The sequence below is a fragment of the Bradyrhizobium sp. LMG 9283 genome, from assembly GCF_045571415.1.
In the GTDB taxonomy this organism is placed as follows: Bacteria; Pseudomonadota; Alphaproteobacteria; order Rhizobiales; family Xanthobacteraceae; genus Bradyrhizobium.
Map to the genome: position 1 here is coordinate 1,831,741 of NZ_CP120691.1, position 25,720 is coordinate 1,857,460.

A 25,720-nucleotide genomic window follows, 5' to 3' on the forward strand; every position below is an offset into this window, starting at 1 on the left:
ATGCCTCGCATTCATCGTGCGCGGTTTACTCGATCGAAGGCGGTGGCCGCGGACCATAGCAGGATGAGTCTTGGTTGAATCGATGCGCACACGGCTCGGTTCACCTCTCCCCGTGTTCAGACCGGGGACATAGTGGACGGGTGTTCGGAGACATCGTGGACACTTTCGGTCGTTCCGTCGAGAGGCCGGATGTCGACGGTTGCGATGAGCTGGGTTCTGAAGACGACGTCGAAGACGCCGTCTTGTGTGGTTGGCCGGAACGCGACTGCTTTGCCGCGGAAGGCCTTGGGGACTTTGAGGTTGCGGCCGAGGAAGCTGACGTGCCCGCCCTGTTGGACGCGGCGCACGGCGTCGCCTGGTGCGTATTCGAAGGGTGCGACGGTCTCGACATAGTCGCGCGGGCTCGGCTGATAGCGGCTGGCCGGCACGGCGAGCTCGAGCGCTTCGTGCGGCCGTTGCGTGTTGTAGACCGTGCGCCATCGCTCGAAAGCACGCTGGGCGGCGGCAATATCGGTGAAGGAAGGAGCCGACAACACTTCGGCCTTGAGGCTACGGTGGAAGCGTTCGTCCTTGCCCATGGTCTGCGGATGATAGGGCCGCGAATGGCTGATCTTGATGCCATGCTCGATCAGCCAAACCCCGAGCGGGGTGAATGGGCTGCCCGGACCGTCGCCCCAGGGCGAGCCGTTGTCGGTGATCAGTCTCTCGGGCAGGCCGTAACGGCGGAAAGCCGCGATGAGATGCTGCCTGACCGTCTCGGTCTGCTCGTCGGCGCACGCCGCCAGTGCCACCGAAAAGCGCGAGTGATCGTCGAGCACGGTCAGCGGATGAAGCCGGCCGACATGCAAGGCCACGTGGCCCTTGAAGTCCATCTGCCACAACTCGTTCGGCCGCGACCGCTCGAAACGGGTGAAGGCGGGCGAACCGCCGCCGAACTTGCCCAGTTCCATCCCATGTCGCTTCAAGATCGCCGTGACCGTCGAAGGCGCCGGAACGGCGTCCCGCCCCAGATCCTTCAGTCGCCTGGCGATCTTGCGCCCACCCCAAGCCGGATGCTCGGCTCGCACCGAGAGCACGGCATCCTCGATCGCCGCAACACTGCGCGCCGGCGAACGCTGCGGTCGACGCGACTGCTCCTGAAGCCCATTGATCCCGGCCGATTGCCATCGCTCCAGCCACTTGTAGCCGGTCGTCGGGCTGATGCCGAACCGACGACACAATTGCCGAACATTGGCTCCTTCCTCCGAGGCCAACATCACAAACTCCAATCTCGCGTCCATCCGAGATACCTCGCGGAACGGCATCCGACAGCCTCCTTGATTCGCTGCCGAAAGTGTCCACGATGTCTCCGAACACCCGTCCACTATGTCCCCGGTCCGAACACCCCGTCGGGGAGAGGTGAACCACGGACAGCGCCGAGCCAAATTACGTGCTCTACACCAGCACCGGCTTGCGCACGCGACCGGCGTCGCCGAACACGCGCAGGTAACGCTCGATCTCCGAGGGAAGGCCGGTCGCTTTCTCCGGATTGTCGGAGAGCTTGACGGCCGGATGGCCGTCGACCGACGAGACCTTGCAGACCAGCGAGATCGGATCGAGATTGAACGAGCCGTCCGGCGTGCAGCCGACGAAGTCGTTGGTGAGGTTGGTGCCCCAGCCGAAGGAGAGCCGCACGCGACCGGCGAAGTGATGATAGGTTTCCTCGATCGAGCCGACGTCCATCGCGTCGGAAAAGACGAGCAGCTTGTCCTTGGGGTTGCGGCCCTTCTTCTGCCACCAGGCGACGATCTCCTCGCCGGCCTGGATCGGCGGCGCGCTGTCGGGGCGGAAGCCGGTCCAGTCGGCGACCCATTCCGGCGCATCGCGCAGGAAGGCCTTTGTGCCGAAGGCGTCGGGCAGCGCGATCAGGAGGTTGCCGCCATAGGTCTGGCGCCACTGGTCGAGAACCCGGTAAGGCGCCCAGCGCAATTCCTCGTCGTCCCTGGCGAGCGCGGCTGCGACCATCGGCAACTCGTGCGCGTTGGTGCCGATGGCTTCGAGATCGTTGTCCATCGCGAGCAACACGTTGGAGGTGCCGATGAAGGACGAGCCCAGGCCTTCCTTCACCGCCTCGACGCACCAGCGCTGCCAGAGGAAGCCGTGACGGCGGCGGGTGCCGAAGTCGGAGAGCCGCAAGTTCTCGAGCTTCCGCAGCCGTTCGACTTTGGTCCACAGCTTGGCCTTGGCACGGGCGTAGAGCACGTCGAGCTCGAAGCGGCCGCTGCCCTTCATCGCCGCACGCGAGCGCAGCTCGTTGAGGATCGCAAGCGCCGGAATCTCCCACATCGTGGTGTGGGTCCAGGGGCCATGGAAATGCAGCTCGTACTGGCCTTCGACCTTGCGCAGCTCGTACTCAGGCAAGCGGAATTCCGCCAGCCAGCGGATGAAGTCCGCCGAGAACATATGGGTCTTGCCGTAGAAGGTATTACCGGCGAGCCAGATCAGCTCTTTCTTGCTGAAGCGGATCGTGCGGGCGTGGTCGAGCTGGGCGCGCAGCTCGCCCTCGTCGATGATCTCGGCGAGCCGCACATGGCGCGAGCGGTTGATGACCGAGAAGGTCACCTGCTGACTCGGGTAATCCTCCCGAATCATCTGCAACATCAATAGCTTGTAGAAGTCGGTATCAAGCAGGCTGCGGATGATGGGATCCAGCCGCCAGCTGTGATTGTAGGTCCGGCTCGCAATGTCGGTCACTGTCATGACGGGATTTTAGCGCGGCTCCCTTTGCGCAACCAGTGGGTTTGGGAAAGGCAGTCTTGCAGACGACGGCACCTGACATCAGAACTTAATATCAGGTCTTGGCGGCCGTCGCCGCCACGGCCTCGAGTTGGCTCCTGACCCAGCGATGGGCCGGGTCTTTCTGGTAGCGCTGGTGCCAGACCATGAACATCGGCAGTTCGGCCAGCGTCCGCGCGCGGGACGCGAGCGGTATCGGCGTTTGCGCAAAACCGCGCATCACGCCGGATGCGAGCAGGCTCGGCATGCTCGCAAGCATCTGCGAGCCGCGCAGGAACGACGGCACGCCGGAGAAGCTCGGCACGGAGATCGCGATGTCGCGGTGGAGCCCGTTCGCTGCCAGCCGGCGGTCGAAGTCGAGCCGCTCATTATCTGTATAGACCACGGTGACGTGACGCGCCGCGAGATAAGCGTTGCGGCTCGCCGGCGCGGCACGTGCCTTTGCATCGTAGTAGCAGACGTAGTGATCCCTCAGCAGCCGCTTCTGCACGATATCGACGCCGGATGGCGGCAGCGGCGTGATCAGGAGATCGCAGCGGTTCTCGCGCAGCATCGCCGGCGAGGGCGATTGCGAGGGGATCACGCGCAGGTTCAAGCTCTTCACTTGTGCGGCGACGTGATCGAAGAACCGTGGCAGCAACAGGTCGCGCTGGAAGTCGTTGGCGGCGATCGTCAGCGACAGCTGGGCCTGGGCCGGCGCGAAGCTGACGCCGCCGGCAAAGCTGCGCATCTCATCGATCAGCGCGCGTGCCTTGTCGGCCAGCGCCTGGGCATGAGCCGTCGCAACGATGCCACGGCCGGACTTGGCGAACAGCGGATCGCCGGCGATGCGCCGCAGCTTGTTTAGGGCGTGGCTGACCGCAGATTGCGTCAGGCCGAGCCGCGTAGCCGCCGCCGTCACCGAACCTTCCTCCAGCACCGCGAGGAACAGTTCGAGGGCATGGCCGTCGAGGGCCAAATGATCGATTTCCTTCATGCAATACATTATAATCGATCTATTTATCTGCGGAATAGTCCGGCCCATCATCTTCCGGTAAGCCGCGCCCCAGACCTGGGCGCTTCAGGAAGAGACAACGCCGATGAATGTCCAGGCGCCAGCCTTGCAGGATCCCCGCCTCAACCGACCCGAGCCCTTTACGCCGCCGCTCGGCGATGGCGGCTTCTTTCAGCGTGATCATTCGATTCATCCGCCGGCGCATGCGCCGGGGTACAAATCCTCGGTGCTGCGCTCGCCGCGCCAGGCGCTGCTGTCGCTGGAGAACTCGATCTCGGAGATCACGGGGCCGGTGTTCGGGCACAATGATCTCGGCCCGCTCGACAATGATCTGATCCGCAATTACGCCAAGGACGGCGATCCTGTCGGCGAGCGCATCATCGTCCATGGCCGCGTTCTGGACGAGACCGGCCGCGGTGTGCCGAACACGCTGGTCGAGTTCTGGCAAGCCAATGCCGGCGGCCGCTATCGGCACAAGAAGGACACCTATGTGGCGCCGATCGACCCGAATTTCGGTGGCTGCGGCCGCGCGCTCACCGACGATACCGGCTACTATTACTTCCGCACCGTGAAGCCGGGCCCATATCCCTGGCGCAACTACGTCAACAGCTGGCGGCCCGCCCACATCCATTTCTCGGTGTTCGGCTCGGGCTTCGCCCAGCGCTTGATCACGCAGATGTATTTCGAGGGCGATCCCCTGATCCCGGTCTGCCCGATCCTGACGACGATCCCGGACAAGGATGCGCTCGATCGCTTGGTGGCGCCGCTCGACCTCAACGCCTCGACGCCGTTCGACTCGCTGGCCTACCGCTTCGACATCGTCCTGCGTGGCCAGCGCTCCACCTATTTCGAAAACCGCACCGCGGGGAACTAAGTCCATGCCGCAGCCGCTCAACTATCTCAAGGAAACCGCCTCGCAGACGGCAGGCCCGTACGTCCATATCGGCCTGATCCCGGCGATGGCCGGCTTCGACATCTTCGAGAAGAACTTCTCCAACGTTCTGGTGACGCCGAACACCAAGGGCGAACGCATCACGCTGGAGGGCAAGGTGCTCGATGGCGCCGGCTCGCCGTTGCGGGACGTGCTGCTGGAGATCTGGCAGGCCAATGCGAACGGTCGCTACAACCATCCGGCCGAGCGTTCGGCCGGTGCGCTGGAGGAAGAGTTTCGCGGCTGGGGCCGCGCCGGCTCCGACTTCGACAGCGGCCTCGTCACCTTCGAGACCATCAAGCCGGGCGCGATCACCGACAAGACTGGCCGCAAATGTGCGCCGCACGTCAATCTCTGGATCGTCGCGCGCGGCATCAACATCGGCCTCAACACGCGGCTCTATTTCTCGGACGAAGAGGCCGCCAATGCCGCCGATCCCGTGCTCAACCTGATCGAGCAGCCGGCCCGGCGCGCGACGCTGATCGCAAAGCGCAGCGAGCGCGCCGGCAAGGTCGTGTACACCTTCACGATCAATTTGCAGGGGCCGGAGGAGACGGTGTTCTTCGACGTGTGAGTATCCGGCGGTCGTCTCGCAGGGTCACTCGACCCGGTCGTCGCGTTTGATCGTTCCGCGCGCGAGGAATTGCGGCGGCTGCCGCAGCTCGCGCGACCCCGGCCGGTCGGGCGGATCGCGCCCCACTTTGGGTTTCAACTCCACCAAATCAATGAAGACGTCCGCCTGCCGGCGCAAGTCGTCGGCGACCATGGGCGGCTGAGTGGAGAGTGTGGAGACGACCGTCACGCGGACACCGCGGCGCTGCAAGGCCTGAACCAGTGAACGGAAATCCCCATCGCCCGAGAACAGCACGATCTGATCGACATGCTGGGCGAGCTCCATCGCGCTTACGGCGAGGTCCACATCCATGCTGCCTTTCACTTTGCGGCGGCCGGTTGTGGCGTCGACGAATTCTTTGGTGAGCTTGGTGACGACGGTGTATCCGTTGTAGTCGAGCCAATCGATCAACGGGCGGATCGACGTATATTCCGGATCCTCGATGACGGTCGTGTAGTAGAAGGCGCGAAGCAGCGTACCTCGGCTCTGAAATTCACCGAGCAGGCGCCTGTAATCGATGTCGAAGCCGAGCGCCTTGGCGGTGGCGTAGAGATTGGAGCCATCGATGAAGAGCGCGATCTTCCCAAACGAAGACATTATGTACAAATCCCCAGGTCGACCCGAAAGCTGACGATCGAGCCGACATGGCGCGGTGTGTCGGCCGGAAATACTGCAGGCGCCGATGGCTTGCTGAAAAAGCGGCGCAGACGACCGGACAGGGTTGGCCGCCTTGCGCCGAGGTTAGGGAGGTTCCATGCCACCAGCGCCAGGGCGCCGAATGCAGTGACGCTAAGGCGCGCGTGGTTCTGGTGCAATTGTACGGAGGTAAACGGCCTCCATCCAAAGGGTTGGACGCTCTATACGAAGGTAAGTGGATGCGAAGACGCGATCGAGACGATCGGCTCGCACCACGGCCTGCGACCAAAGTCTATCCTGCGAAGCGCGTTGATCCGGAACCAAAGCGCTGGCGAATGCTTCCTTCGACATATCCCCGTGGAGAGGTGTGTCATGAGCAGGTTGCAAGAGCGCGAAACTGTCCCTGACGTTTACAATCTGTTTCTCGCCGCTGTACTCTTCATATCCCCGTGGCTGTTCAAGTTGACGATCAGCCAGGGCAAGATCGACCTCTGGGTAACGAGCGCGATCATCGCCATCCTGTCGCTGGCTGCTATCATCGCCTATCGGGATTGGGAGGAGTGGCTCAACGTTCTGATGGGCCTTTGGCTCATCGTGTCGCCTTGGTTGCTTGGTTTCCCGCACACACGCGCGATGCACCTCAGCATCGGCTTCGGTGCCGTCATCGTGTTTCTGGCGCTACTCGATCTCTTCCTACATTACGAGAAGCGGCATCCCGAGGAAGAGCCGATCCACGCCGGGCAGGAAAGCGCGCGCGAGTAGAATGCGACGCTTGGAGGTCTGGCATCCGGGGCCTCAGCTTTCGCTGTCATGGAGCTGCGCGCGGAAGGCGCGCGGCGATACGCCCGTGGCTCCGGCGTAGACCCGGCTGAAATAGGCGGGATCCTCGAATCCGAGCGCGTAGGCGATCGTCGAGACCGGCAGGTTGGTGTAGACGAGGTTGCGCCGCGCCTCGCGGATCAGGCGATTGAGGATGAGATGCGAGGCGGTGTCGCCGGTCGCCGCCCGCGTGATCCGGTTGAGATGCGTTGGGGTCACCGACAGCGCCTTGGCATAATCGGCGACGCTCCAGCGCTCCAAATGATGCTGCTCCAGCAGTGCCTCGAAGCGGCGGAATAATCCGCTTTGCGCGGTACCGTTGCCGCCGCGCTCGCCCGTGAGTGCGCGTGCCACGAGCCCGATCATGGCCGCCGACAAGGCGCGAAGCACGTGCGCACGGCCGAAATCGCGAGCGGCGTGTTCGGCGAAGATCTGCTTCATGATGGCGCGGATCTGCGGCGTGCCGCGCACCACGCCCGATTGCGACAGGACACCGCGCAGGCCCTCGGCCGAGAGCAACGCCTCGTCCAGAATCTCCGCCGCGATCGTCAGTACCCAGCCCTGGGTATCAGGCACGAAGCGGAAGCCGTGGACGTGGCCGACAGGCACGTTGACGATCTGCATCGGCCTCAAGGGCACCACGCGCCCGTCGAGTGTCGCCTCGCCGCCGCCGCGCTCGATCAGCAGCACCTGGTGCAGCCGGGCATGGCGGTGCACGGCCAGCATCCAGTCATGCAGCACCGAGCGGGACGCGATCGTCTCGCAATGCACGACATCAGGCAGATCTCCGGACTCGCCGAACAGATTGTAGACCCGGATCGGCGGGGCAGGGGCGGCGTTTTTCATGTTCGAATAGTACAAGATAATGACGAAACCCTCCATCGGTTTGCAGCCCTGATTCTGCAAAAAAGCGCCGACGAGAGGACGCAAAAATGAAAGTTCAGGTCTGTATCATCGGCGGCGGGCCGTCCGGGCTGCTGCTCTCGCAACTCCTGCACCTCAAGGGCATCGATACGGTCGTGCTGGAGAAATACAGCCGCGATCACGTGCTGGCCCGGATCCGTGCCGGCGTGCTCGAGCACGGTTTTGCAAAACTGATGCGCGAAGCGCAGTGCGGCGAGCGGATGGACCGCGAGGGCGAGATCCACCGGGGGTTCGAGATCGCCGATGATGGCGCGCTGTCCCATATCGACCTGCACAAGCATTCCGGCGGCAATTCGGTGCTGGTCTACGGCCAGACCGAGCTGACGCGCGACCTCTACGAGGCCCGCGACCGGCTCGGCGGCAAGGTCGTGCACAACGCCGAGGATGTGACGCCGCACGATCTGACATCCGACCGGCCCTATGTGACCTATCGCTCGAATGGTGAAACGATCCGCGTCGATTGCGACTACATCGTCGGCGCCGACGGTTTTCACGGTGTCAGCCGCAAATCGATCCCGAAGGACGTGCTGCGTGAATATGAAAAGGTCTATCCGTTCGGCTGGCTGGGGGTGCTGTCGCGCACCAAACCGGTGTCGCCCGAGCTGATCTATGTGAAGCACGAGCGCGGCTTTGCGCTCTGCTCCCTGCGCTCGCAGGTGCTGAGCCGCTACTACATCCAGGTGCCGCTGACCGACAAGGTGGAGGACTGGAGCGACGATGCGTTCTGGGCCGAGCTGAAGCGCCGCCTGCCAGCGGAGGTCGCAGGCCGCCTGATCACGGGACCGTCGATCGAGAAGAGCATCGCGCCGCTGCGCAGCTTCGTCGCCGAGCCGATGAGCTATGGCCGGCTGTTCCTCGCCGGCGATGCCGCTCACATCGTGCCGCCGACCGGCGCGCGCGGGCTGAACAGCGCCGCCTCCGACATCTACTATCTCTACCACGCCATGCTCGCGCACTATGAGCACGGTGATGATTCCGGCCTCAAAGGCTATTCCGCCAAGGCGCTGGCGCGGATCTGGAAGGCGCAACGCTTCTCCTGGTGGATGACGATGCTGCTGCATCGTTTCCCCGACCGGATCGAATACGAGGATCGGCTGCAACAGACGGAGCTGGACTATCTGCTCTCGTCCGAGACAGCGCAGCGCCTGCTCGCGGAGAACTACGTGGGCCTGCCGTTCTAGGGTGCCTCTTTTACCCCCTTGAGAGGGAGGGGCGATCGCGCGAAGCGCGAGCGGGGTGGGATGATCTCTCCACGCGTACTATCTCGGTGGACAGTCTGTCACCCCACCCCGTCTCACATTTCGCTGCGCTCAATGTGAGCCGACCCTCCCCCTCCAGGCCCCCTTCAGGGGAGGATAGCAAGCCACTACTTCCCTTCCAACGTGTTGACCGGTGTCCAATCCGACGGGGGTGGACTTGAAGCAAACACCCTCGCGCGCTTCGAGAACAGCGCTGACGCTGGGTCGGATTCTGCCATTCTTTCGAACGCGTCCGTCGCCTTCGCAAACTCCCTTGCCCGCCAGCACGTCAGCCCCTCGGCATACGCCGCGGCGACCTTCGCCTGCGCGGCAGTCTCCGCGCCCGTCTCCGCCAGCGGCTCGAACACCCTGATCGCTTCGCCGCGTCCCATCACCCTGATCGCATCGAGCTCGCGCCAGGCGAATGTGTCGCCGGTCTGCGCGACCGTCGCTTCCGATGCCATGATGGCGGTGCCGTAATATTTGTTGGCGCCTTCGAGCCGCGAGGCGACGTTCACGGTATCGCTCATCACGGTGTAGTTGAAGCGGCGCCGCGAGCCGATATTGCCGACCACGGCTTCGCCGCTGTTGAGCCCGATGCGATGCGACAGGCCGTGGCCGGCGAAGGCGGGATGGCCGGCATTGAGCTCCGCCAGCCTCTCATGACATTTCAGTGCCGCGCGGACGGCATTGCGTGCGTGCGCGGGATCGTCGGCGGGCGCGCCGAACATGGCGACGATGGAATCGCCGATATATTTGTCGACGTAACCGCCATGGCCCTCGATGATATCGGTCATGGCGGAGAGATATTCGTTCATCAGCGTGACCAGCTCGCCCGGCGTCATCGTCTCTGCGATCGAGGAGAAACCGCTGAGGTCGGAGAAGAACATCGTGACGTTGCGTATCTCGCCGCCGAGCGCCGGCATCTTGCCGGAGGCGACCATGGTCTCGATCACCTCGGGCGCGAGATAGAGCGCAAAGCTCTTGCGCAGGAAACGTTCGTCGCGATCGGCCAGCACGAAGCGATAGCCGATCATCATGGCGAGCGCGGCGAGACTCGCTAGCGTAGGCTCGGTCAGCGGCAGCGCGATGGCGTGCGCGAATGTGCTGACGGCGACAGCGGTGTAGGCAATGGTGAGCGCAAGCCAGGTGATCGCTGCACCGGTCGGAGCAAGCAGGCAGGCGGCGCCGGCAACGATTGCCGCGAACAGAATCGTGAGGGCCGGTCGCCACGGGGCGCCGAGCTCGGTGACGGCATCATGCTCGAGCAGATTTCGCACGGCCGTGGCGTGGACGAAGACGCCGGCGACCGCGTTGCGAGCTTGCCGCGCGGTGCTCGCAGGTGCGGGCAGGGCGCAGCGCGCAGTCGATGTTCCGTCATATCCGCCGGCCAGGCGCATTGATGTGAGCTTGCGGTCATCGAAATTGAGGATGGTGCCAAGCAGCACGATCTTGCCCTCGAAGGCGCGGCGGAAGAAATCGACGTCTCCTTTCTCGACGCAGGCGCGCAGGTCGGCGAATGAATAGGCCGGGACGTCGCGGCCAAGGCCGCGGAAATTGAGCGTGAGCGTGTTGGGCACTGCGCTGGGAATGGCATAGCCGGATAAGTTCGTCACGCCGGTCGGGTCGGTCTCGGGCTTGACACCGAGCGCGCGCGCGGCGAGCTCGACCGCCATTGCAGGCACCGGCTTGCCGTCGATGGAGAAGCTCAGCGGCATCCGCCGGATCACGTCGTCGGGGTCGGTGTGGACGTTGAGAGCGCGGACATTGTTCTTCACCGCCAGCTGCTGCGCGCGATCGGGCCTGTCCGGGTGGTCGTTGCTCAGAATCTCGCCGAGCACGAGCTTGCCGCCGTCGGAGAGTCGCCTAAGCGCAATCAGATAGTCCCGGTCAAATCCCGTCACGCGGCTGCCGAACGACGCCTCGCCAAAGGGAATCTCGGACTGCTCGATCGAGCTCGGAAAGATGACGTCGAAGCCGATCACCTTGGCGCCGCCCTCAGTGATGCTCCCGAGCACCCGGCCGATCTCGCGTGTCCAGGTCTGCGTCGGCGAGCCCTTGAAGGGTGGCGTGTCGTAGGTCTCGCCGTCGATCGCCACCACGACGACCGGTGACGTCGCGGGATCGCGGCGATCGCCAATGATCTTGCCACGCAGCGCCGTGAGGATGTCGAGGGAGAGACCCTGCTGCGTCTGAAGCGGTGATGACGTGAAGACCGCGCCCGCAAGAAGCGCGATCAGGATCGCCGCAACGATGTCGCGCCTGCCGATCCGCCGCATCGTGCTGTCGCCGGCCGTCTATTCGAGGCGCAGCAGGCGGCCGATGATCGGGGTCGGCGACGAGGTGGCGCTGGCGTCGATCTGGAAGGTGTAGCGCTTGGCACCGACAATGGCGAGATAGCTGCCGCCCGGGGTCAGTGCCTTCCCGGCCTTGGCGAAATCATAGAACTTGCCGCCGATCATGGCATCGCCCTTGAGCGGCACGCTGATCGTGGGCTCCTTGCCGTCGGTGCGCTCGATCACCAGCGTGCTACCGGCCTTGGCTTGCACCAGCGGCGAGACGCCGTAGAGCGTCGGCAGCTTGGCCGGCGCGCCCTTCGCGTCCGACCGAATGGTGCGGAAGGTCGTTGCGGCACTCTGGTTCGCCTCGCGCTCGGACAGTTTGGCCGCATTGGTATCGCAGGGCACCTTTTCCCGTTTGACCTCGCCCAGTTGCACGGTGCTCTGCTCGGCGCCGACCAGGACGACACCTTCGCTGATGGTCTCGCGCTGGCAGGATCTGAGGTAGCTGAGCGTGAGGCTGGCCTTGGGCCCGAGCTTGATGATCTTGCCCGGCGCCACATAGTCCATGAATGCGATGCCGTCGACCTTGCCCTGGACGTCCTCGACGATCGCGGCAGGAGTCTCCGCCAGAGCGGGGGCCGCAAGAAAGAACGCGCCGATACAGGCGCCGATCAGGCTTTTCATGGGAAATTCTCATCCAATTCGACGATGCTCTGGTGCCCCGTCCTGGGTCGATGCCTAGCAGCAGGGCGCCCGGGCAAGTGTGACCAGAATCACTCTTGGTTATTGGTGCCACTCTAGCAGGAACAGGTTCAAACCGGCGACTGTAGAAAATGGAGCCGCGGCAAGATGTTGGCCGCTTGACTATGTCAGGCGGGGCGGCACGGCCTCGGCCGAATGGTCCTCGACCGGACGGCTCTCCGCCGCACTCTCCATAGCGGGAACGAGCGGGGCCCCGGTCCTCTGAAATGAGGTCGTCCGCTGACCGGCGGCGATCTCGATCACCTCGTCCCAGCGCGACAGGAATGCCTCGACGCAGGCCGGATCGAACTGCCGGCCCGCGTTCTCAACGAGGTAAGTGCGCGCCACCTCGAGAGGCATTGGCTCCTTATATGGCCGCCGCGTCGTCAGCGCGTCGAAGACGTCGGCGACGGCGACCACGCGTGCGGCGACCGGGATTTCATCCGCCCGAAGGCCGTTCGGATAGCCCACGCCGTCCCAGCGCTCGTGATGGCCTGCAGCAATTTGCGCACCGAGCCGGATCAACTCGCAGCTGGAATCGGCCAGGATCCGTTCGCCGATCGTCGCGTGCGTCCGGATCACCGCCATCTCCTCGTCGGTGAGCTTGCCTGGCTTGAGCAGGATATTGTCGGGAATGGCAACCTTGCCGACGTCATGCAGGGGCGCAGCGAGATAGATGTCGCGGCAGAGCCGGGCCGGCAGGCCGAGCTGCTCGGCGATGATGCGGCTGTACCTGGCGACCCGCAGCGTGTGCTCGCCGGTGTCGTTGTCGCGGTATTCGACCGCGAGCGCCAGCCGCAGGATGATCTCCTCCTCGCGCTCGCCGAGCTTTCGTGTCGCTGCCGCGACTTCGCTGGCCAGGTGCGCGGCGCGGTCGTTGAGCTTGCGCACGGCTGCACCAAGCTGAACCAAATTCCGCAGGCGCACCGTCATCTCGACGCTTTGTGGCTGCTTGGGCAGGAAATCGGTTGCACCGGCCTGCAGCGCTTCCATTTTGACGTCATCGGTCTGTCGCGAGGTGATCATCGCGATCGGGATGTCGGCGCAGCCGGGCAAGGTCCGGAAGACACGAATGAAGCTGATGCCGTCCATATGCGGCATCTCGTAGTCGACCAGCACCAGATCGAAGACGCGCTCCCGCGCGCAGGCCAGTGCCTCCACGGGATCGAGGAAGGTGGTGGCCTCGACCAGACCTTCAGCCTCTATGTGACGTTTCAGGAAGTTGAGGACGGAGCGACTGTCATCAACCAGGAGCGCTTGGGTCAGCATCGGCGGCCGGGGCTCTCTTCGCTGGCAAAGGCACGAACCCAAGCCTTAACCCAGGCAAATTTAACGCGAAGCAAATGTCATCGCATGGAAGCGACGCAGAAATGCGACGCATTTCTGCAGGTTGTGCACGTTTGCATGCATCTGCGCGTATTACCGGGGAATGTGACCCGTAGTTGTACGGATGCCCGTGTTAGGAGTTTACTCACCCGATTCGCGTTAAACGGGTAGTGGAAATTTAGCAAAGGCGGGTGCAGCGATGGCGCTCAATTCCACGGAGCCGAAGTGGTCGTTGCGGTTGCCGGCCGATTGCAGCATCGCGGCCATTCGCAGCGTCTATGACCTCATTCGCGAGGCGTTCGGCCGCCAGGAGCGGCTCGAGATCGACTGTTCGAGCGTCGACAAGGCCGACGTGACCTCGATCCAGCTTCTGCTGTCGACCGCCAAGACGGGCGAGGCCCAGGGCCGCCCGGTGGTCCTGACCTCCTTCTCCCAGTCTCTGCGCAACACCCTTCGCCGCGCCGGCTTCGCCAGCGAGGCGCTGATCGATCAGCATTTCCCGCAAAAGAAAGATGGCATCTAATGGCCACGATTCTGACCGTCGACGATTCCCCCAGCATCCGGCAAATGATCAAGGTCGTGCTCGAGCCGGCCGGTCACAACGTGATCGAGGCCGGGGACGGCGCGCAAGGGCTCGCCAAGGCGCAGGCTAGCAAGCTCGACCTCGTCATCACCGACCTCAACATGCCTGTCATGAACGGGCTGGAGTTGATCCGCGCGCTGCGCAAGCTGCCGAGCGCGGTCGGCATGCCCATCGTGTTCCTGACCACCGAATCCAACGATGCCGTAAAGCAGGAGGCCAAGAGCGCCGGCGCCACCGGTTGGATCACCAAACCGTTCAAGCCCGAGCAGTTGCTCGCCGTGGTCGGCAAGCTGGTGCGCACATGAGTGCAATGGACCCGACCGAGATATTTCGTCAGGAAGCCAGCGAGCTCTTCGAAGTTCTCGAAGGCGCCCTGCTCGACCTCGGCCAGCGTCCCGACGATCGCGAGCTGGTCGATTCGGCCTTCCGCGCCCTGCACACGATCAAGGGCTCGGGCGCCATGTTCGGCTTCGACAAGGTCGCCTCCTTCACCCACGAATTCGAGACCGCTTTTGACCGCGTCCGCAAGGGCGAGATCAAGCCGACGCAGGAGCTGATCTCGGTCGCGCTCGCCGCCAAGGACTATATCCGCGCGCTGATCGAGGACCCGCAGTCGACCGATGACATCATCGGCGAAGCCATCCTCGACGACCTCAGACGCTTCGTCTCGTCCGACCAGCCCGCAGCGCCGCTCGCCGAGATCGCCGAGGCGCCGCCGCTGGCCCCCGGCGAGCGCAAGCAGGCCGGCTGGCACCTCTGTCTGGAATTCGAATCCCACGTCCTGCGCAACGGCTCCAACCCGCTCGATCTGCTGGAGGATCTCTGCAAGCTCGGCCCCTGCTTCGTCGTCCCGATCACGGACGGCATCCCGTTCCTGGATGAGATGGAACCGGAAGACTGCTATCTGAAGTGGGACGTCAAGCTGCATGCCGCCTGCGACAAGGACGCCATCGACGACGTTTTCATGTTCGTCCAGGACGAGATGAAGTTGACGCTCTCGCCTTTGGAAGAAGTCGAAGCGCCCGCGCCGGTCCCGCTATTCCAGCTGCCCGATGAAGAGCCGGTGATCGCCGAGATGGCTGCGCCGGTGGTGGCGGCTGTCGCCGAGCAGCCCGTCGCAAAGGCGGAGCCCCAATCTGAGGCGAAGCCGGAGATCAAGCGCGAGGCGGCACCCGCGCGCCGCGAGGACGCCAAGCAAGAGCGCGGCATCGCTACCGTTCGCGTCCAGGCCGAGCGCCTCGACGAGCTGATGGACCGTGTCGGCGAGCTCGTCATCGCCCAGGCGCGGCTGACGCAGCTCGCTGCCTCCGGCTCCGACCTCTCGATCAAGATGATCGCCGAGGAGATCGAGCGTCTTGCCTCTTCCTTGCGCGACACCACGATGGGTGCGCGCATGGTGCCGATCGGCTCCTTGTTCGGCCGCTTCCGCCGCCTCGTGCACGATCTGTCGCGGGATCTGTCCAAGCCGGTCGAATTCGTCACCTCAGGCGAGGATACCGAGCTCGACAAAACCATGATCGAGTGTCTGGCTGACCCGCTGGTGCACCTGATCCGCAACGCCATCGATCACGGCATCGAAGACACCGCCACGCGCGCTGCCAATGGCAAGACCGAGCAGGGCCGCATCGAGCTTGCCGCCGTGCATTCCGGCGCGCAGGTGCTGGTCACGGTGAAGGACAATGGCGGCGGTCTCAACACCGCGCGCATCCGCGCGAAGGCGGAAGAGCAGGGGCTGATCGCGGCCGGCGCCGTGCTGACCGACCATGAGATCCATCAATTCCTGTTCCACCCGGGCTTCTCGACCGCGCAGACGATCTCGGCGCTGTCGGGGCGCGGCGTCGGCATGGACGTGGTCAAGCGTACCATCGAGAACATGCGCGGCTCGATCGATCTGTCGACCAGATCCGGCCAAGGCACCACCGTGACGCTGCGCCTGCCGCTTACGCTCGCGATCATCGAAGGCTTGCTGATCCGCGTCGGTGCAGGCCGCTACATCATCCCGCTGTCGGCGGTGGAGGAATGCGTCGAGCTGACGGACGAAGACGAGCGGTCGCGCGGCCGCAACTTCCTCAATGTGCGCGGCAATCTCGTGCCCTTCCTGCGCCTGCGCGAGCTGATGTCGGCTTCCGGCGCCCCCGATCGGCATCAGAAGACGATCATCATCTCGACCGGGGAGACCCGCGTCGGCCTCGTCGCCGACCAGATCATCGGAAACCACCAGACCGTGATCAAGTCGCTCTCCAAGCTGCACTCCGACGTCACCATCTTCTCCGGCGCGACGATCCTGGGTGACGGCACGGCGGCGCTGATCCTCGACGTCGCGCAGTTGGTCTCACTGGCGCAGTCGAAGGTCGAGAAGCAGCATATCAACGAGGCGGCGTGATGAATCAGGATTTGGCGGGCGAGCATCAGTCCGGCGCAATGCAGGTCGTGATGATCGGCCTCGGCGAGGAGAAATTTGCACTCGACGCCGGACTCGTGCGCGAGATCATAGATCCCGTCCCCGTGACCAAGGTGGCAGGCGCGCGCGCCTTCGTTCCCAGCGTGATCAACGTGCGCGGTAACGTCATTCCGCTCGCCGATCTGCGCATTCGCTTCGGCATGCCGCAGCTCGACAACTCGGCCGACACGCGCATCGTGGTCATCGAGCTCGAGATCGACGGCGAGCCCGTTCTGGTCGGCGTCACCGCCGACAAGGTCTACGAGGTCACGGAGATCTCGCAGACCGACGTGCAGCAAACGCCGCGCGTCGGCATGCACTGGAAGCCGGAATTCATACGCTTCATCGCGAAGTGGCGTGAAGAGTTCGTCATCGTTCCGAACATGGAACGCATTTTGAATTGAAGCGGTCTCGAGGGGCCGGGGATTAGGGGGCTCGATATGCGATTCACTATCAAGGCAAAGCTGGCGTGCGCGTTTGGCGCGATCATCGCGCTTTCGGGACTCACGGGTGGACTGGCTTTTCTGAAGCTTTCGGATCAGGTCGAGGTCTCCGCAGATTTCGTGGTGCGCGCGGCGCGCATCGACAGGGCCGGCGAGCTGCAAAACAATGTGCTCTATCAGACCCGGGCGGAGCGCGACATCATCCTCGCGTCAACGGACGCGGAAATGCAGAAGCTGGCCGATGAGATCAAGAAGTATCGTGCCGAGGTGAGCCGTCTTCTCACCGAGATCAAGGCGACCGCTTCTGAGGTCGGCAAGCACCTGCTCGACAAGTTCTCGGCGTCTTACGACAAGATGAATGCCGGAGAGGACGTCATCGTCGGGCTCGCGATGAAAAATTCGAACTATCGGGGCGGCCAGCTGTGGACCTCCGACGCGGTCCCGGTTCTGAAGCATTGGAACGACTCGCTCGATGCGTCTCTCGCCGAGCTGAATCGCCTGCCGCCATCCGCTGAGAAGAACAGTGCCGTTCTGGCGATCCATGCCATCAGGCTCGAAGGTGTCCGCCTTCAGCGGCAGGTCGCCTTGTCGTTCTCGGCCTCCAGCGTCGAGGAGCTGAATGCCGCGATCAAGGTAATCAGCGAAGGAGACGAAGCGCTCAGGGCAGCAGCCAAGCAGGCTGTCGCTCCCATCACCGCGGCCGGCTTGTCGCCCGCAAGCTTTGTGGCTCAGACGGATCGCCTCGTCAATGTCGTCTCCCGTGTGGCCGAGATCGTGAAGGAGGGCGGTAATATCAGGGCAACCGCGCTTGCCGCGACCGAAGGGAAGGCGAGCGCCATGGATGCGATCGCAACGTCGGGCGAGTACATCACGCTGGTCAAGAAGCAGATGGCGGAGATGTCCGCGGCGTCGGTGCAGGATGCCGCTCGCGCAAAGATCATTTTGGTCAGCGTCATCGGATTGTCACTCCTGCTCGGCGTAGGATCGGCAGTCATGATGGCACTCAGCATCAGCCGCGGCTTGTCGCGCGCAGTCAGCCTCGCCGGCGCGGTCGCCAACGGCGATCTGAGCCAGACGATCGCCGTCAAGAGCAACGATGAGATCGGAGATCTCGTCCGTTCCCTCAACGCCATGGTGGAGAAACTTCGGCAGGTTGTGGCCGAAGCTCTCACCGCCGCCCAGAACGTATCTGCCGGCAGCCAGGAGCTTTCCGCCAGCGCCGAGCAGCTGTCGCAGGGTGCGACGGAACAAGCCTCCTCGGCGGAAGAAGCCTCATCTTCCATGGAGGAAATGGCTTCCAACGTGAAGCAGAATGCCGACAACGCCAATCAGACGGAGAAGATTGCCGCACAGTCGGCGCGCGATGCCGAATCCAGCGGCAGCGCCGTCGGCCGGGCCGTTCAAGCGATGCAGACCATCGCCGAGAAGATCACGATCGTGCAAGAGATTGCGCGCCAGACCGACCTGCTCGCGCTCAACGCGGCGGTCGAGGCCGCCCGCGCCGGCGAGCACGGCAAGGGATTTGCGGTGGTCGCCTCCGAAGTGCGCAAGCTTGCCGAGCGCAGCCAGGCCGCCGCCGCCGAGATCGGCACTTTGTCGACCGAAACAGTCAAGGTTGCGCAGGAAGCCGGAGAGATGCTCTCCAAGCTGGTGCCCGACATCAAGAAAACGGCGGAGCTCGTTCAGGAGATCACCGCGGCCTGTCGCGAGCAGGACGTCGGCTCGGCCCAGATCAACCAGGCTATCCAGCAGCTCGACAAGGTCGGCCAGCAGAATGCCAGCGCATCAGAGCAGGTCTCGTCGACCTCCGAGGAGTTGGCCTCCCAGGCCGAGCAGTTGCAGTCGACGATCTCCTTCTTCCGTATCGATGACGCTGCGCGCGGGGCGAAGGCCGCACCTCAGGAGATCGACCGGGCCGTTGGTCAGCTCCGCGCCAAGGCGGCGAAGATGGCGGCGGTCGACCGCCGCGGCAAGGCGCCCGCTGCCAAGCCTGCACGAGCCCTGAAAGTTGCCGGCGCGGGAGGCGGCTTCGCCTTCGACATGGATGACGGCGGCGACGATCGCGACGCCGAGTTTCAGCGCTGACATTCTACGGGGGAAGCGCAGCGGAGCAGGCACGCTCGCTTCTCCTCAACATCAGACCGGGGCGAACCCGAAGGGCTTCGAGCATGAGATTCACAGTCAAAGCAAAGCTGGCCAGTGCATTCGGCCTCGTCATTGTCCTGTCCATCATCGCCGGTGGCGTCGCGTACATGAAGCTCGGCGACATGATGGCGACGGCCGACAGCATGGTTCTGCGCGCTAAGCGCATGGAGAAGGCCACCCAGATCGAGAAGGAGATCCTGCTCCAGCTGCGGGCAGAGAAGAATGCCATTCTGGGGACCGACGCCGATGCTGAGCAGTTTGCCGCTGACGCCGCCAAGCGCCGCGACCAGGCGATGAAGACGCGGGATGAAGTCTACGCTCTGGCGAGCGAAACCGGCAGGAAGCTGCTCGACAGCTTCGCCGGCGCCTACGCCAAGATGAACGTGTACCAGGAAGAGACGATCCGGTTGGCAAAGACCGACAAGGCGAAAGCGACCGAGCGCTCGATGAACGAGGGCCGCAGGGTCGTCGCGGACGCGCTGGAGTCGATGGGCGCTTACGTGGAGAACACCAAGAAGCAATTGGCCGAGCAGGCCGCCCATTCGAAGGAAGAGGGGCACCAGGCACAGTTCATGCTGATGACGCTCCTCGGTGTGTCACTGATGATCGCAATCGGTGCCGCTCTGTGGATTTCGATCTCGATCAGCCGTTCGCTTGGCAGCGCGGTGGGCCTTGCCAACGCGGTCGCGATCGGAGACCTCAGCCAGACGGTCGAGGTCAAGAGCAACGACGAGGTCGGTGATCTGATCAAGTCGTTGAATGCGATGACCGGAAATCTCAACGCGACCGCCGGAATCGCCAACGAGGTCGCGCAAGGCAATCTGGCCGTCGAGGCCAGGCGTCTTTCCGACAAGGACACTCTGGGAATCGCTCTCGAGCGCATGATCGCGAGCCTTAACGCCAATGCGGAGGTCGCGAACGAGATCGCGCGGGGCAATCTCACGGTCGAAGCCAAGCGGATCTCCGACAAGGATAAGCTCGGCATCGCGCTGGAGACCATGGTGCACAGGCTCCGGCAGATCGTTTCCGAGGCCCTGACCGCGGCCCAGAATGTCTCGGCTGGCAGCCAGGAGCTTTCCGCAAGTGCCGAGCAGCTCTCGCAAGGTGCGACCGAGCAGGCCTCCTCTGCGGAGGAAGCGTCCTCGTCGATGGAGGAAATGGCCTCCAACGTGAAGCAGAATGCCGATAACGCCAACCAGACAGAGCAGATCGCGACGCAATCGGCCAAGGACGCCGAGGCCAGCGGCGCTGCAGTCGGTCGCGCGGTTCAGGCGATGCAGACGATCGCCGAAAAGATCACCATCGTCCAGGAGATCGCGCGCCAGACCGACCTGCTCGCTCTGAACGCGGCGGTCGAGGCCGCGCGTGCCGGCGAGCACGGCAAGGGCTTTGCCGTGGTTGCCTCAGAGGTCCGTAAGCTCGCCGAGCGCAGTCAGGCTGCGGCTGCCGAGATCGGCACCCTCTCGAGCGAAAGCGTGAAGGTCGCCCAGGAAGCAGGTGGGATGCTGTCCAAGCTCGTTCCCGATATCAAGAAGACAGCCGAACTGGTTCAAGAGATCACCGCCGCCTGCCGCGAGCAGGACGTAGGTGCGGCTCAGATCAATCAGGCGATTCAGCAGCTCGACAAGGTCGGGCAGCAGAACGCCAGCGCCTCTGAGCAGGTATCCTCGACATCGGAGGAACTGGCGTCGCAGGCCGAGCAATTGCAATCGACCATCTCGTTCTTCCGGATCCAGGAAAATGCGCACAAGCCCAAAGCTGCTTCGCAGGAGATCCAGCGTGCCGTCGGTCAACTTCGCGCCAAGGCGGCCCAAATGGCCGCGGCCGATGAAGGCGCCCGGAGGCCGGCGGTGAGGCTGGCCCGGGCCCAGAGGGTTAGCGGTGGAGGTGGCTTTGCCTTTGATATGGACGAAGCCGGTGACGATCGCGACGCGGAGTTTCAACGCTAACTGGCTGGTCCGAACGGGCCCTTCCCCAACATCGAATGGACGCACCATGGCCGCAACCTCGCAATACCTGACGCTCGGTCTCGCCGGCGAGACGTTCGGCATCAGCATTCGCAACGTCCGGGAGATCCTGGATATGCGGCCGATCTCGCGGCTGCCGCATGCGCCGAGTTTCTTGTTGGGCATGATCGACGTGCGCGGCAGCGGCTATCCGATCGTCGATCTCAGGACCAAGCTCGGCCTGCCCACCGTCTCGGCGACCGAGGCGACGCGCATCATCATCCTCGACGTGCCGATGAAGGACCGCCTGGTCGGCGTCGGCTTCGTCGCGGATTGCGTGTTCGAGGTCACCGACATCGACGAACAGGCGATCGAGCCTGTGCCGGAGGTCGGCGGCAAGTGGCAGTCTGACTATGCGGCCGGCATTGGGCGCAAGGGCGAAAAGTTTGTCATCATCTTTGACCTCGCCAAACTGATGGCGAAGGACGAGTTCCCGGACGGGCGCGATGCTGCCGTGGAGGCGTCCCGCGCCGCCTGAGTTTGCAAGAGTGAAGCGTGGTCACGCGTAAGCTCCCCAATTGAACGAATGAGACCGATATGAGATTCACCGTCAAAGCCAAACTCGCCAGCGCATTCGGCGCAGTCATCATTCTCTCGATGATCACCGGAGGGGTCGCCTACAACTCTCTCTCCACGCTGACGGAGCAGCAGGAGCGTATCGTCGGTCAGGCCTATCGCACGAAACTGGCCGCCGACGTCATGAGTGCAATCCAGGCGCAACAGCGTGCGGAGACCCGCATGATCCAGGCGGTCTCGGACAAGGACACTCAGGACAATTATAATGCGATGCTGGCTCGTCGCGAGAAGATGCTCAAGCTCAATGGTGAGCTTTACAGCAAAGCGAGTGAGGCCGGCCGGCGCTTGCTTGATCAGGCCGCCGGTCCGATCAAGCGCATGAACGAGCTGGAGGACCAGGCCGCCAAGTTTGCGCTGCTCAACTCCAACAACAGGGCTGCGCAGTTGTGGAAGTCCGAAGGGCAGGTCGTCGTCAAGGATCTCGACGCGGTGCTGGAAGCAGCCCTCGCAGAAGCCGGCGGCAACGGCTCCGAGAACCAGCGCGCCCCTGCATTGCTGACGGCCCGTAGTGAGGTTGCGCGGCTCGTGCGCTCGGTGGTCTCGAGCTATTCGGCCACGACGGTTCAGGAGGTCGATGCTGACGTGAAAGAGGCCACGCAGCGCCTGGCCAATCTAAAGGCGGCCCTTGCTCAAGTGAATCAAGCAGGCGCGGCCAGTGCCATCAACGCACAGCTCGACCGCCTCGTGAAAGTCGTGGAGAACGCCAGCCGTCTGACCCTTGAGGCCGGCAACCTGAAGGCAGCGGCTATTGCCGGCGGTGAAGGCCGCAAGGCCTTCAACGAGGCGCTCGAGGCCGTCGAGCAGTATGTTCAGCGAAACGAGAAGCAGATGGCCGAGGTCGCGGAGGAGGGTGCCAGGGACGCAGCCTTCGCGAAGATGTTGCTGATCAGCATGATCTGCGCTGCGCTGTTGATCGCCGTTGCGTCCGCGTCCTGGATCGCCCTCAATATCAGCCGTGCGCTTGCCCGTGCAGTCGATCTCGCCAATGCAGTGGCCGTCGGCGACCTCAGCCAGAAGATTGCCGTCTCCAGCAATGACGAGGTTGGCGATCTCGTGACATCGCTCAATGCGATGACCGCGAACCTGAATGCGATGGCGAGCCTTGCCAACGAGATCGCGCAGGGCAACCTCACGGTTGAGGCCAAGCCGCTGTCGGACAAGGACACGCTGGGCCTTGCGCTCGAACGCATGGTGGAGAAGCTTCGGCAGATCGTATCGGAGGCGCTCACCGCGGCGCAGAACGTCTCTGCCGGCAGCCAGGAGCTCTCCGCAAGCGCCGAGCAGCTGTCGCAGGGCGCGACCGAGCAGGCTTCGTCTGCTGAGGAAGCCTCCTCTTCGATGGAGGAAATGGCCTCCAACGTGAAGCAGAATGCCGACAACGCCAACCAGACCGAGAAGATCGCGGCGCAATCGGCCAAGGACGCCGAGGCCAGCGGGGCCGCGGTCGGACGCGCCGTCAACGCGATGCAGACCATCGCCGAGAAGATCACGATCGTGCAAGAGATCGCGCGCCAGACCGACCTGCTGGCCCTCAACGCGGCGGTCGAGGCCGCCCGCGCTGGCGAGCACGGCAAGGGCTTTGCGGTGGTCGCATCCGAGGTGCGCAAGCTCGCCGAGCGCAGCCAGGCGGCCGCGGCCGAGATCGGCACGCTCTCGGCCGAGACCGTCAAGGTGGCGCAGGAGGCCGGCTCGATGCTTGCGAAGCTGGTTCCTGATATCAAGAAGACCGCCGAGCTCGTCGAGGAGATCACCGCAGCCTGCCGCGAGCAGGACGTCGGTTCGGCCCAGATCAATCAGGCGATCCAGCAACTCGACAAGGTCGGCCAGCAGAACGCCAGCGCATCCGAGCAGGTGTCCTCGACCTCGGAGGAGCTCGCCTCGCAGGCCGAACAGCTGCAGTCCACGATTGCCTATTTCCGCATCGAGCACGTTGCGAAGAGCCAGGCGTCGGCACCGATCGATCGCGCAGTCAGCCAGTTGCGGGCGAAAGCGGCCATCATGGCGGCCGCCGAGCGCCCCGCCCAAAAGACCGTGCAGGCCAAGCCGGCGCGCGCCATGAAGGCGGCCGGCGGCGGTGGCTTTGCCTTCGACATGAACGATGGCGGGGACGACCGGGACGCCGATTTCCAGCGCTAGGGCCGGCTCGGGCTCTCGCGGACCGGCCCGCTCGATGACGGTGGACCGGTCCGCTTTCAGTGGTTACGTGAACGCGTAGGATTCAAGATGGCCCTCACGGCCCGCATTTCAGTACAGGCGAACATCCCGGACCGGGGCCAGGCGGCCATGATGCCCGCCGTGCAGGATACGGCCGTGCATCTGTCGGACCGCCACTTCCGGACCATCGCCCAGTTGATCGAGGGCCAGGTCGGCATCAAGCTCCCGCCGGGCAAGCGGCTGATGCTGGAGGGGCGGCTGCAGAAGCGCGTGCGCGCGCTGAAATACGCCGATCTCAACGAGTACGTCGAAAACCTGTTCGAGGCGGATCATTTCGAGACCGAGCTCACACATCTCATCGATGTGGTGACGACCAACAAGACCGATTTCTTCCGCGAGCCGCAGCACTTCACATTCATACGAGACGTCGCAGTCCCCGCTCTGCTCAAGTCGCATGGACGGAAGAATGCGAACCTGAAGATCTGGAGCTCGGCGAGCTCCACCGGCATGGAGGCCTACACGGCTGCCATGGTGCTGGACGACATGACGCGGAACGGCTCGCGTTTCCAGTATCGTGTCCTTGGGACCGACATTTCGACGGCGGTGCTGCGCCTTGCCAAGACCGCGATCTACACCCGTGATGTGCTGGCGCCGGTGCCGGAAAACTTCGCGAGGCGATATTTCCTGTCGTCGCGGGACAAGTCGCGCGGCGAGGTCCGGGTCGTGCCGGAACTGCGGCGCATGACGCACTTCATGAGGATGAACCTCATGGACAAGTCCTATCCCGTCGATCGTGACGTCGATATCATCTTCTGCCGCAACGTCCTGATCTATTTCGAGCGCGAGACCCAGCGCAAGGTGGTCGAGCAATTGTGCGGCCATTTGCGTCCGGGCGGCTATCTGCTGGTCGGGCATTCGGAATCGATGATTCACAGTGCCGTGCCTGGGCTGAAGCAGGTTCAGCCAACCATCTTCCAGGTCTAGCCGGAGCTCAACCAGAATGCCGAGGGGGAAAGTTCGCGTTCTGATCGTGGACGATTCGGCGTCGGTGCGCCAAATCCTTCAGACGATCCTTTCTGACGACCCTGATATCGAGGTGATGGCGACCGCCTCCGATCCCTTCGTCGCGGCCCGCCGGCTCGAGAAGGAGTTGCCCGATGTCATCATTCTCGACCTCGAAATGCCGCGCATGGACGGCATGACGTTCCTGCGCAAGATCATGGCGCAACATCCGATCCCGGTGATCATCTGCTCCTCGCTCACCGAGGAGGGCTCCAACGTGATGTTCGAGGCGTTCGAGGCGGGCGCGGTCGACATCGTGCCGAAGCCGAAGATCGACACGCGGCAGGCGCTGCTCGAATGCTCCACGCGGCTGCGTGAGGCCGTGAAGTCGGCCGCCCGCGCCCGGGTGCGTCCGCGCGCGGAGCGTCGCGAGATCGAGAAGAAGCTGACCGCCGATGCCATCATCCCGCCGCCGGTGCAGGGCAGGGTGCGGCCGACCACGGAACGCATCGTGTGCATCGGCGCGTCGACGGGCGGCACCGAAGCGCTCAACGACGTCCTAGAGATGCTGCCGGCCCACTGTCCGCCGATCGTTATCGTCCAGCACATGCCGGCAGGCTTTACCGCAGCCTTTGCGAGGCGTCTCGACAGCATCTGCCAGATCAAGGTCAAGGAGGCCGAGGACGGCGAGCCGGTGCTGCCGGGCTGCGCTTATATCGCGCCCGGCGCGCGGCACATGCTGCTCCAGCGCATCGGTCTGCGCTACCAGATCGCGATCAAGGATGGACCACCGGTCTCCCGGCATCGTCCGTCCGTGGACGTGCTGTTCCGCTCGGCCGCCCAGCATGCCGGTGCCAACGCGCTCGGCGTGATCATGACCGGCATGGGCGACGACGGCGCGCGCGGAATGCTGGAGATGCGCAAGCTCGGCGCCTCGACGCGGGCGCAGGATGAAGAGAGCTCCGTGGTGTTCGGCATGCCCAAGGAAGCCATCGCCCATGGCGGCGTCGAGAAGGTCGTCTCGCTGCACCAGATCCCGCGCGAGATCATGCTCTGGTATCAGGCGGGGCATCCCGCGGTGGCAGGTTGATC

The 25,720-nt window shown here is 63.9% G+C and carries 22 protein-coding genes; 14 read left to right on the forward strand and 8 right to left on the reverse strand.

The window, feature by feature from the left end; genetic code table 11:
• Positions 1–116: 116 nt before the first annotated feature.
• From P6U29_RS08570 to P6U29_RS08580, 3 genes are all read right to left on the reverse strand, one after another.
• Positions 117–1,304: an IS481 family transposase gene (locus P6U29_RS08570; RefSeq protein WP_407112701.1), complete on the reverse strand. Its 1,188-nt coding sequence runs from the start codon at positions 1,302–1,304 to the stop codon at positions 117–119.
• Positions 1,305–1,434: 130 nt separating this feature from the next.
• Complete coding sequence (gene pncB / locus P6U29_RS08575; RefSeq protein ID WP_407117182.1) at positions 1,435–2,739, reverse strand: nicotinate phosphoribosyltransferase; 1,305 nt, start codon at positions 2,737–2,739, stop codon at positions 1,435–1,437.
• Between the two features lie 91 nt (positions 2,740–2,830).
• Positions 2,831–3,760 carry a LysR family transcriptional regulator gene (locus P6U29_RS08580; protein WP_407117183.1) on the reverse strand — a complete coding sequence of 310 codons (930 nt, stop codon included), beginning with the start codon at positions 3,758–3,760 and terminating at the stop codon, positions 2,831–2,833.
• A 94-nt stretch (positions 3,761–3,854) separates the two neighbouring features.
• On the opposite strand from P6U29_RS08580, the gene pcaH reads away from it, so the two are divergent.
• Both pcaH and pcaG read left to right on the forward strand, forming a co-directional pair.
• Positions 3,855–4,643: a protocatechuate 3,4-dioxygenase subunit beta gene (gene pcaH / locus P6U29_RS08585; RefSeq protein WP_407117184.1), complete on the forward strand. Its 789-nt coding sequence runs from the start codon at positions 3,855–3,857 to the stop codon at positions 4,641–4,643.
• Between the two features lie 4 nt (positions 4,644–4,647).
• Positions 4,648–5,274, forward strand: a complete 627-nt coding sequence (gene pcaG / locus P6U29_RS08590; protein ID WP_407117185.1) for a protocatechuate 3,4-dioxygenase subunit alpha — start codon at positions 4,648–4,650, stop codon at positions 5,272–5,274.
• Between the two features lie 24 nt (positions 5,275–5,298).
• On the opposite strand, the gene P6U29_RS08595 is transcribed toward pcaG, so the two are convergent.
• Positions 5,299–5,910 carry an NYN domain-containing protein gene (locus tag P6U29_RS08595; protein ID WP_407117186.1) on the reverse strand — a complete coding sequence of 204 codons (612 nt, stop codon included), beginning with the start codon at positions 5,908–5,910 and terminating at the stop codon, positions 5,299–5,301.
• A gap of 411 nt (positions 5,911–6,321) precedes the next feature.
• Between P6U29_RS08595 and P6U29_RS08600 the strand changes: the two genes are divergently transcribed.
• Positions 6,322–6,711 (forward strand): SPW repeat protein, encoded by a 390-nt coding sequence (locus P6U29_RS08600; protein ID WP_407117187.1) that lies wholly within the window; start codon positions 6,322–6,324, stop codon positions 6,709–6,711.
• 33 nt (positions 6,712–6,744) lie between these two features.
• Here P6U29_RS08600 and P6U29_RS08605 read toward each other — a convergent pair whose 3' ends face one another.
• Positions 6,745–7,650, reverse strand: coding sequence for a helix-turn-helix domain-containing protein (locus P6U29_RS08605; protein WP_407117188.1), 906 nt, complete (start codon positions 7,648–7,650; stop codon positions 6,745–6,747).
• Positions 7,651–7,700: 50 nt separating this feature from the next.
• Between P6U29_RS08605 and pobA the strand changes: the two genes are divergently transcribed.
• Positions 7,701–8,873, forward strand: a complete 1,173-nt coding sequence (gene pobA / locus P6U29_RS08610) for a 4-hydroxybenzoate 3-monooxygenase (protein WP_407117189.1) — start codon at positions 7,701–7,703, stop codon at positions 8,871–8,873.
• Between the two features lie 185 nt (positions 8,874–9,058).
• On the opposite strand, the gene P6U29_RS08615 is transcribed toward pobA, so the two are convergent.
• The 3 genes from P6U29_RS08615 to P6U29_RS08625 form a co-directional block, all read right to left on the reverse strand.
• Positions 9,059–11,209, reverse strand: a complete 2,151-nt coding sequence (locus P6U29_RS08615; protein ID WP_407117190.1) for a CHASE2 domain-containing protein — start codon at positions 11,207–11,209, stop codon at positions 9,059–9,061.
• Between the two features lie 18 nt (positions 11,210–11,227).
• Positions 11,228–11,896 (reverse strand): hypothetical protein, encoded by a 669-nt coding sequence (locus P6U29_RS08620; RefSeq protein ID WP_407117191.1) that lies wholly within the window; start codon positions 11,894–11,896, stop codon positions 11,228–11,230.
• A 180-nt stretch (positions 11,897–12,076) separates the two neighbouring features.
• Entirely contained in the window at positions 12,077–13,222 is a 1,146-nt protein-coding gene (locus P6U29_RS08625; RefSeq protein ID WP_407117192.1) for an HD domain-containing phosphohydrolase, read from the reverse strand.
• 256 nt (positions 13,223–13,478) lie between these two features.
• Between P6U29_RS08625 and P6U29_RS08630 the strand changes: the two genes are divergently transcribed.
• From P6U29_RS08630 to P6U29_RS08675, 10 genes are all read left to right on the forward strand, one after another.
• A complete protein-coding gene (locus P6U29_RS08630) occupies positions 13,479–13,802 on the forward strand; it encodes a lipid asymmetry maintenance protein MlaB (protein ID WP_407117193.1) in 324 nt (107 codons plus the stop codon).
• Positions 13,802–14,167 carry a response regulator gene (locus P6U29_RS08635; protein ID WP_407117194.1) on the forward strand — a complete coding sequence of 122 codons (366 nt, stop codon included), beginning with the start codon at positions 13,802–13,804 and terminating at the stop codon, positions 14,165–14,167. Before P6U29_RS08630 ends, P6U29_RS08635 begins: the two co-directional genes overlap by 1 nt.
• A complete protein-coding gene (locus tag P6U29_RS08640) occupies positions 14,164–16,245 on the forward strand; it encodes a chemotaxis protein CheA (RefSeq protein ID WP_407117195.1) in 2,082 nt (693 codons plus the stop codon). The genes P6U29_RS08635 and P6U29_RS08640 overlap by 4 nt, the downstream gene beginning before the upstream one ends.
• Positions 16,245–16,706: a chemotaxis protein CheW gene (locus P6U29_RS08645; RefSeq protein ID WP_407117196.1), complete on the forward strand. Its 462-nt coding sequence runs from the start codon at positions 16,245–16,247 to the stop codon at positions 16,704–16,706. The genes P6U29_RS08640 and P6U29_RS08645 overlap by 1 nt, the downstream gene beginning before the upstream one ends.
• Before the next feature lie 36 nt (positions 16,707–16,742).
• Positions 16,743–18,830: a methyl-accepting chemotaxis protein gene (locus P6U29_RS08650; protein WP_407117197.1), complete on the forward strand. Its 2,088-nt coding sequence runs from the start codon at positions 16,743–16,745 to the stop codon at positions 18,828–18,830.
• A gap of 83 nt (positions 18,831–18,913) precedes the next feature.
• The gene (locus P6U29_RS08655) at positions 18,914–20,839 is read left to right on the forward strand and encodes a methyl-accepting chemotaxis protein (RefSeq protein ID WP_407117198.1); all 1,926 of its coding nucleotides are present in this window, start codon (positions 18,914–18,916) and stop codon (positions 20,837–20,839) included.
• 46 nt (positions 20,840–20,885) lie between these two features.
• Positions 20,886–21,374, forward strand: a complete 489-nt coding sequence (locus tag P6U29_RS08660) for a chemotaxis protein CheW (protein WP_407117199.1) — start codon at positions 20,886–20,888, stop codon at positions 21,372–21,374.
• Between the two features lie 59 nt (positions 21,375–21,433).
• Positions 21,434–23,608, forward strand: coding sequence for a methyl-accepting chemotaxis protein (locus P6U29_RS08665; RefSeq protein WP_407117200.1), 2,175 nt, complete (start codon positions 21,434–21,436; stop codon positions 23,606–23,608).
• A 147-nt stretch (positions 23,609–23,755) separates the two neighbouring features.
• On the forward strand, positions 23,756–24,610 hold the full coding sequence (locus P6U29_RS08670) for a CheR family methyltransferase (protein ID WP_407119277.1): 855 nt from the start codon (positions 23,756–23,758) through the stop codon (positions 24,608–24,610).
• A gap of 16 nt (positions 24,611–24,626) precedes the next feature.
• Positions 24,627–25,718 (forward strand): chemotaxis response regulator protein-glutamate methylesterase, encoded by a 1,092-nt coding sequence (locus P6U29_RS08675; RefSeq protein WP_407117201.1) that lies wholly within the window; start codon positions 24,627–24,629, stop codon positions 25,716–25,718.
• The last annotated feature ends 2 nt before the right edge of the window (positions 25,719–25,720 follow it).

Coding starts and splice junctions, on each gene's coding strand:
- P6U29_RS08600 (WP_407117187.1), top strand. CDS start 6,322: ATGAGCAGGTTGCAAGAGCGCGAAACTGTCCCTGACGTTTACAATCTG.
- pcaG (WP_407117185.1), top strand. CDS start 4,648: ATGCCGCAGCCGCTCAACTATCTCAAGGAAACCGCCTCGCAGACGGCA.
- P6U29_RS08630 (WP_407117193.1), top strand. CDS start 13,479: ATGGCGCTCAATTCCACGGAGCCGAAGTGGTCGTTGCGGTTGCCGGCC.
- P6U29_RS08625 (WP_407117192.1), bottom strand. CDS start 13,222: ATGCTGACCCAAGCGCTCCTGGTTGATGACAGTCGCTCCGTCCTCAAC.
- P6U29_RS08615 (WP_407117190.1), bottom strand. CDS start 11,209: ATGCGGCGGATCGGCAGGCGCGACATCGTTGCGGCGATCCTGATCGCG.
- P6U29_RS08675 (WP_407117201.1), top strand. CDS start 24,627: ATGCCGAGGGGGAAAGTTCGCGTTCTGATCGTGGACGATTCGGCGTCG.
- P6U29_RS08640 (WP_407117195.1), top strand. CDS start 14,164: ATGAGTGCAATGGACCCGACCGAGATATTTCGTCAGGAAGCCAGCGAG.
- P6U29_RS08650 (WP_407117197.1), top strand. CDS start 16,743: ATGCGATTCACTATCAAGGCAAAGCTGGCGTGCGCGTTTGGCGCGATC.
- P6U29_RS08645 (WP_407117196.1), top strand. CDS start 16,245: ATGAATCAGGATTTGGCGGGCGAGCATCAGTCCGGCGCAATGCAGGTC.
- P6U29_RS08620 (WP_407117191.1), bottom strand. CDS start 11,896: ATGAAAAGCCTGATCGGCGCCTGTATCGGCGCGTTCTTTCTTGCGGCC.
- pcaH (WP_407117184.1), top strand. CDS start 3,855: ATGAATGTCCAGGCGCCAGCCTTGCAGGATCCCCGCCTCAACCGACCC.
- P6U29_RS08570 (WP_407112701.1), bottom strand. CDS start 1,304: ATGCCGTTCCGCGAGGTATCTCGGATGGACGCGAGATTGGAGTTTGTG.
- P6U29_RS08595 (WP_407117186.1), bottom strand. CDS start 5,910: ATGTCTTCGTTTGGGAAGATCGCGCTCTTCATCGATGGCTCCAATCTC.
- P6U29_RS08670 (WP_407119277.1), top strand. CDS start 23,756: ATGATGCCCGCCGTGCAGGATACGGCCGTGCATCTGTCGGACCGCCAC.
- pncB (WP_407117182.1), bottom strand. CDS start 2,739: ATGACAGTGACCGACATTGCGAGCCGGACCTACAATCACAGCTGGCGG.
- pobA (WP_407117189.1), top strand. CDS start 7,701: ATGAAAGTTCAGGTCTGTATCATCGGCGGCGGGCCGTCCGGGCTGCTG.
- P6U29_RS08655 (WP_407117198.1), top strand. CDS start 18,914: ATGAGATTCACAGTCAAAGCAAAGCTGGCCAGTGCATTCGGCCTCGTC.
- P6U29_RS08665 (WP_407117200.1), top strand. CDS start 21,434: ATGAGATTCACCGTCAAAGCCAAACTCGCCAGCGCATTCGGCGCAGTC.
- P6U29_RS08660 (WP_407117199.1), top strand. CDS start 20,886: ATGGCCGCAACCTCGCAATACCTGACGCTCGGTCTCGCCGGCGAGACG.
- P6U29_RS08580 (WP_407117183.1), bottom strand. CDS start 3,760: ATGTATTGCATGAAGGAAATCGATCATTTGGCCCTCGACGGCCATGCC.
- P6U29_RS08605 (WP_407117188.1), bottom strand. CDS start 7,650: ATGGAGGGTTTCGTCATTATCTTGTACTATTCGAACATGAAAAACGCC.
- P6U29_RS08635 (WP_407117194.1), top strand. CDS start 13,802: ATGGCCACGATTCTGACCGTCGACGATTCCCCCAGCATCCGGCAAATG.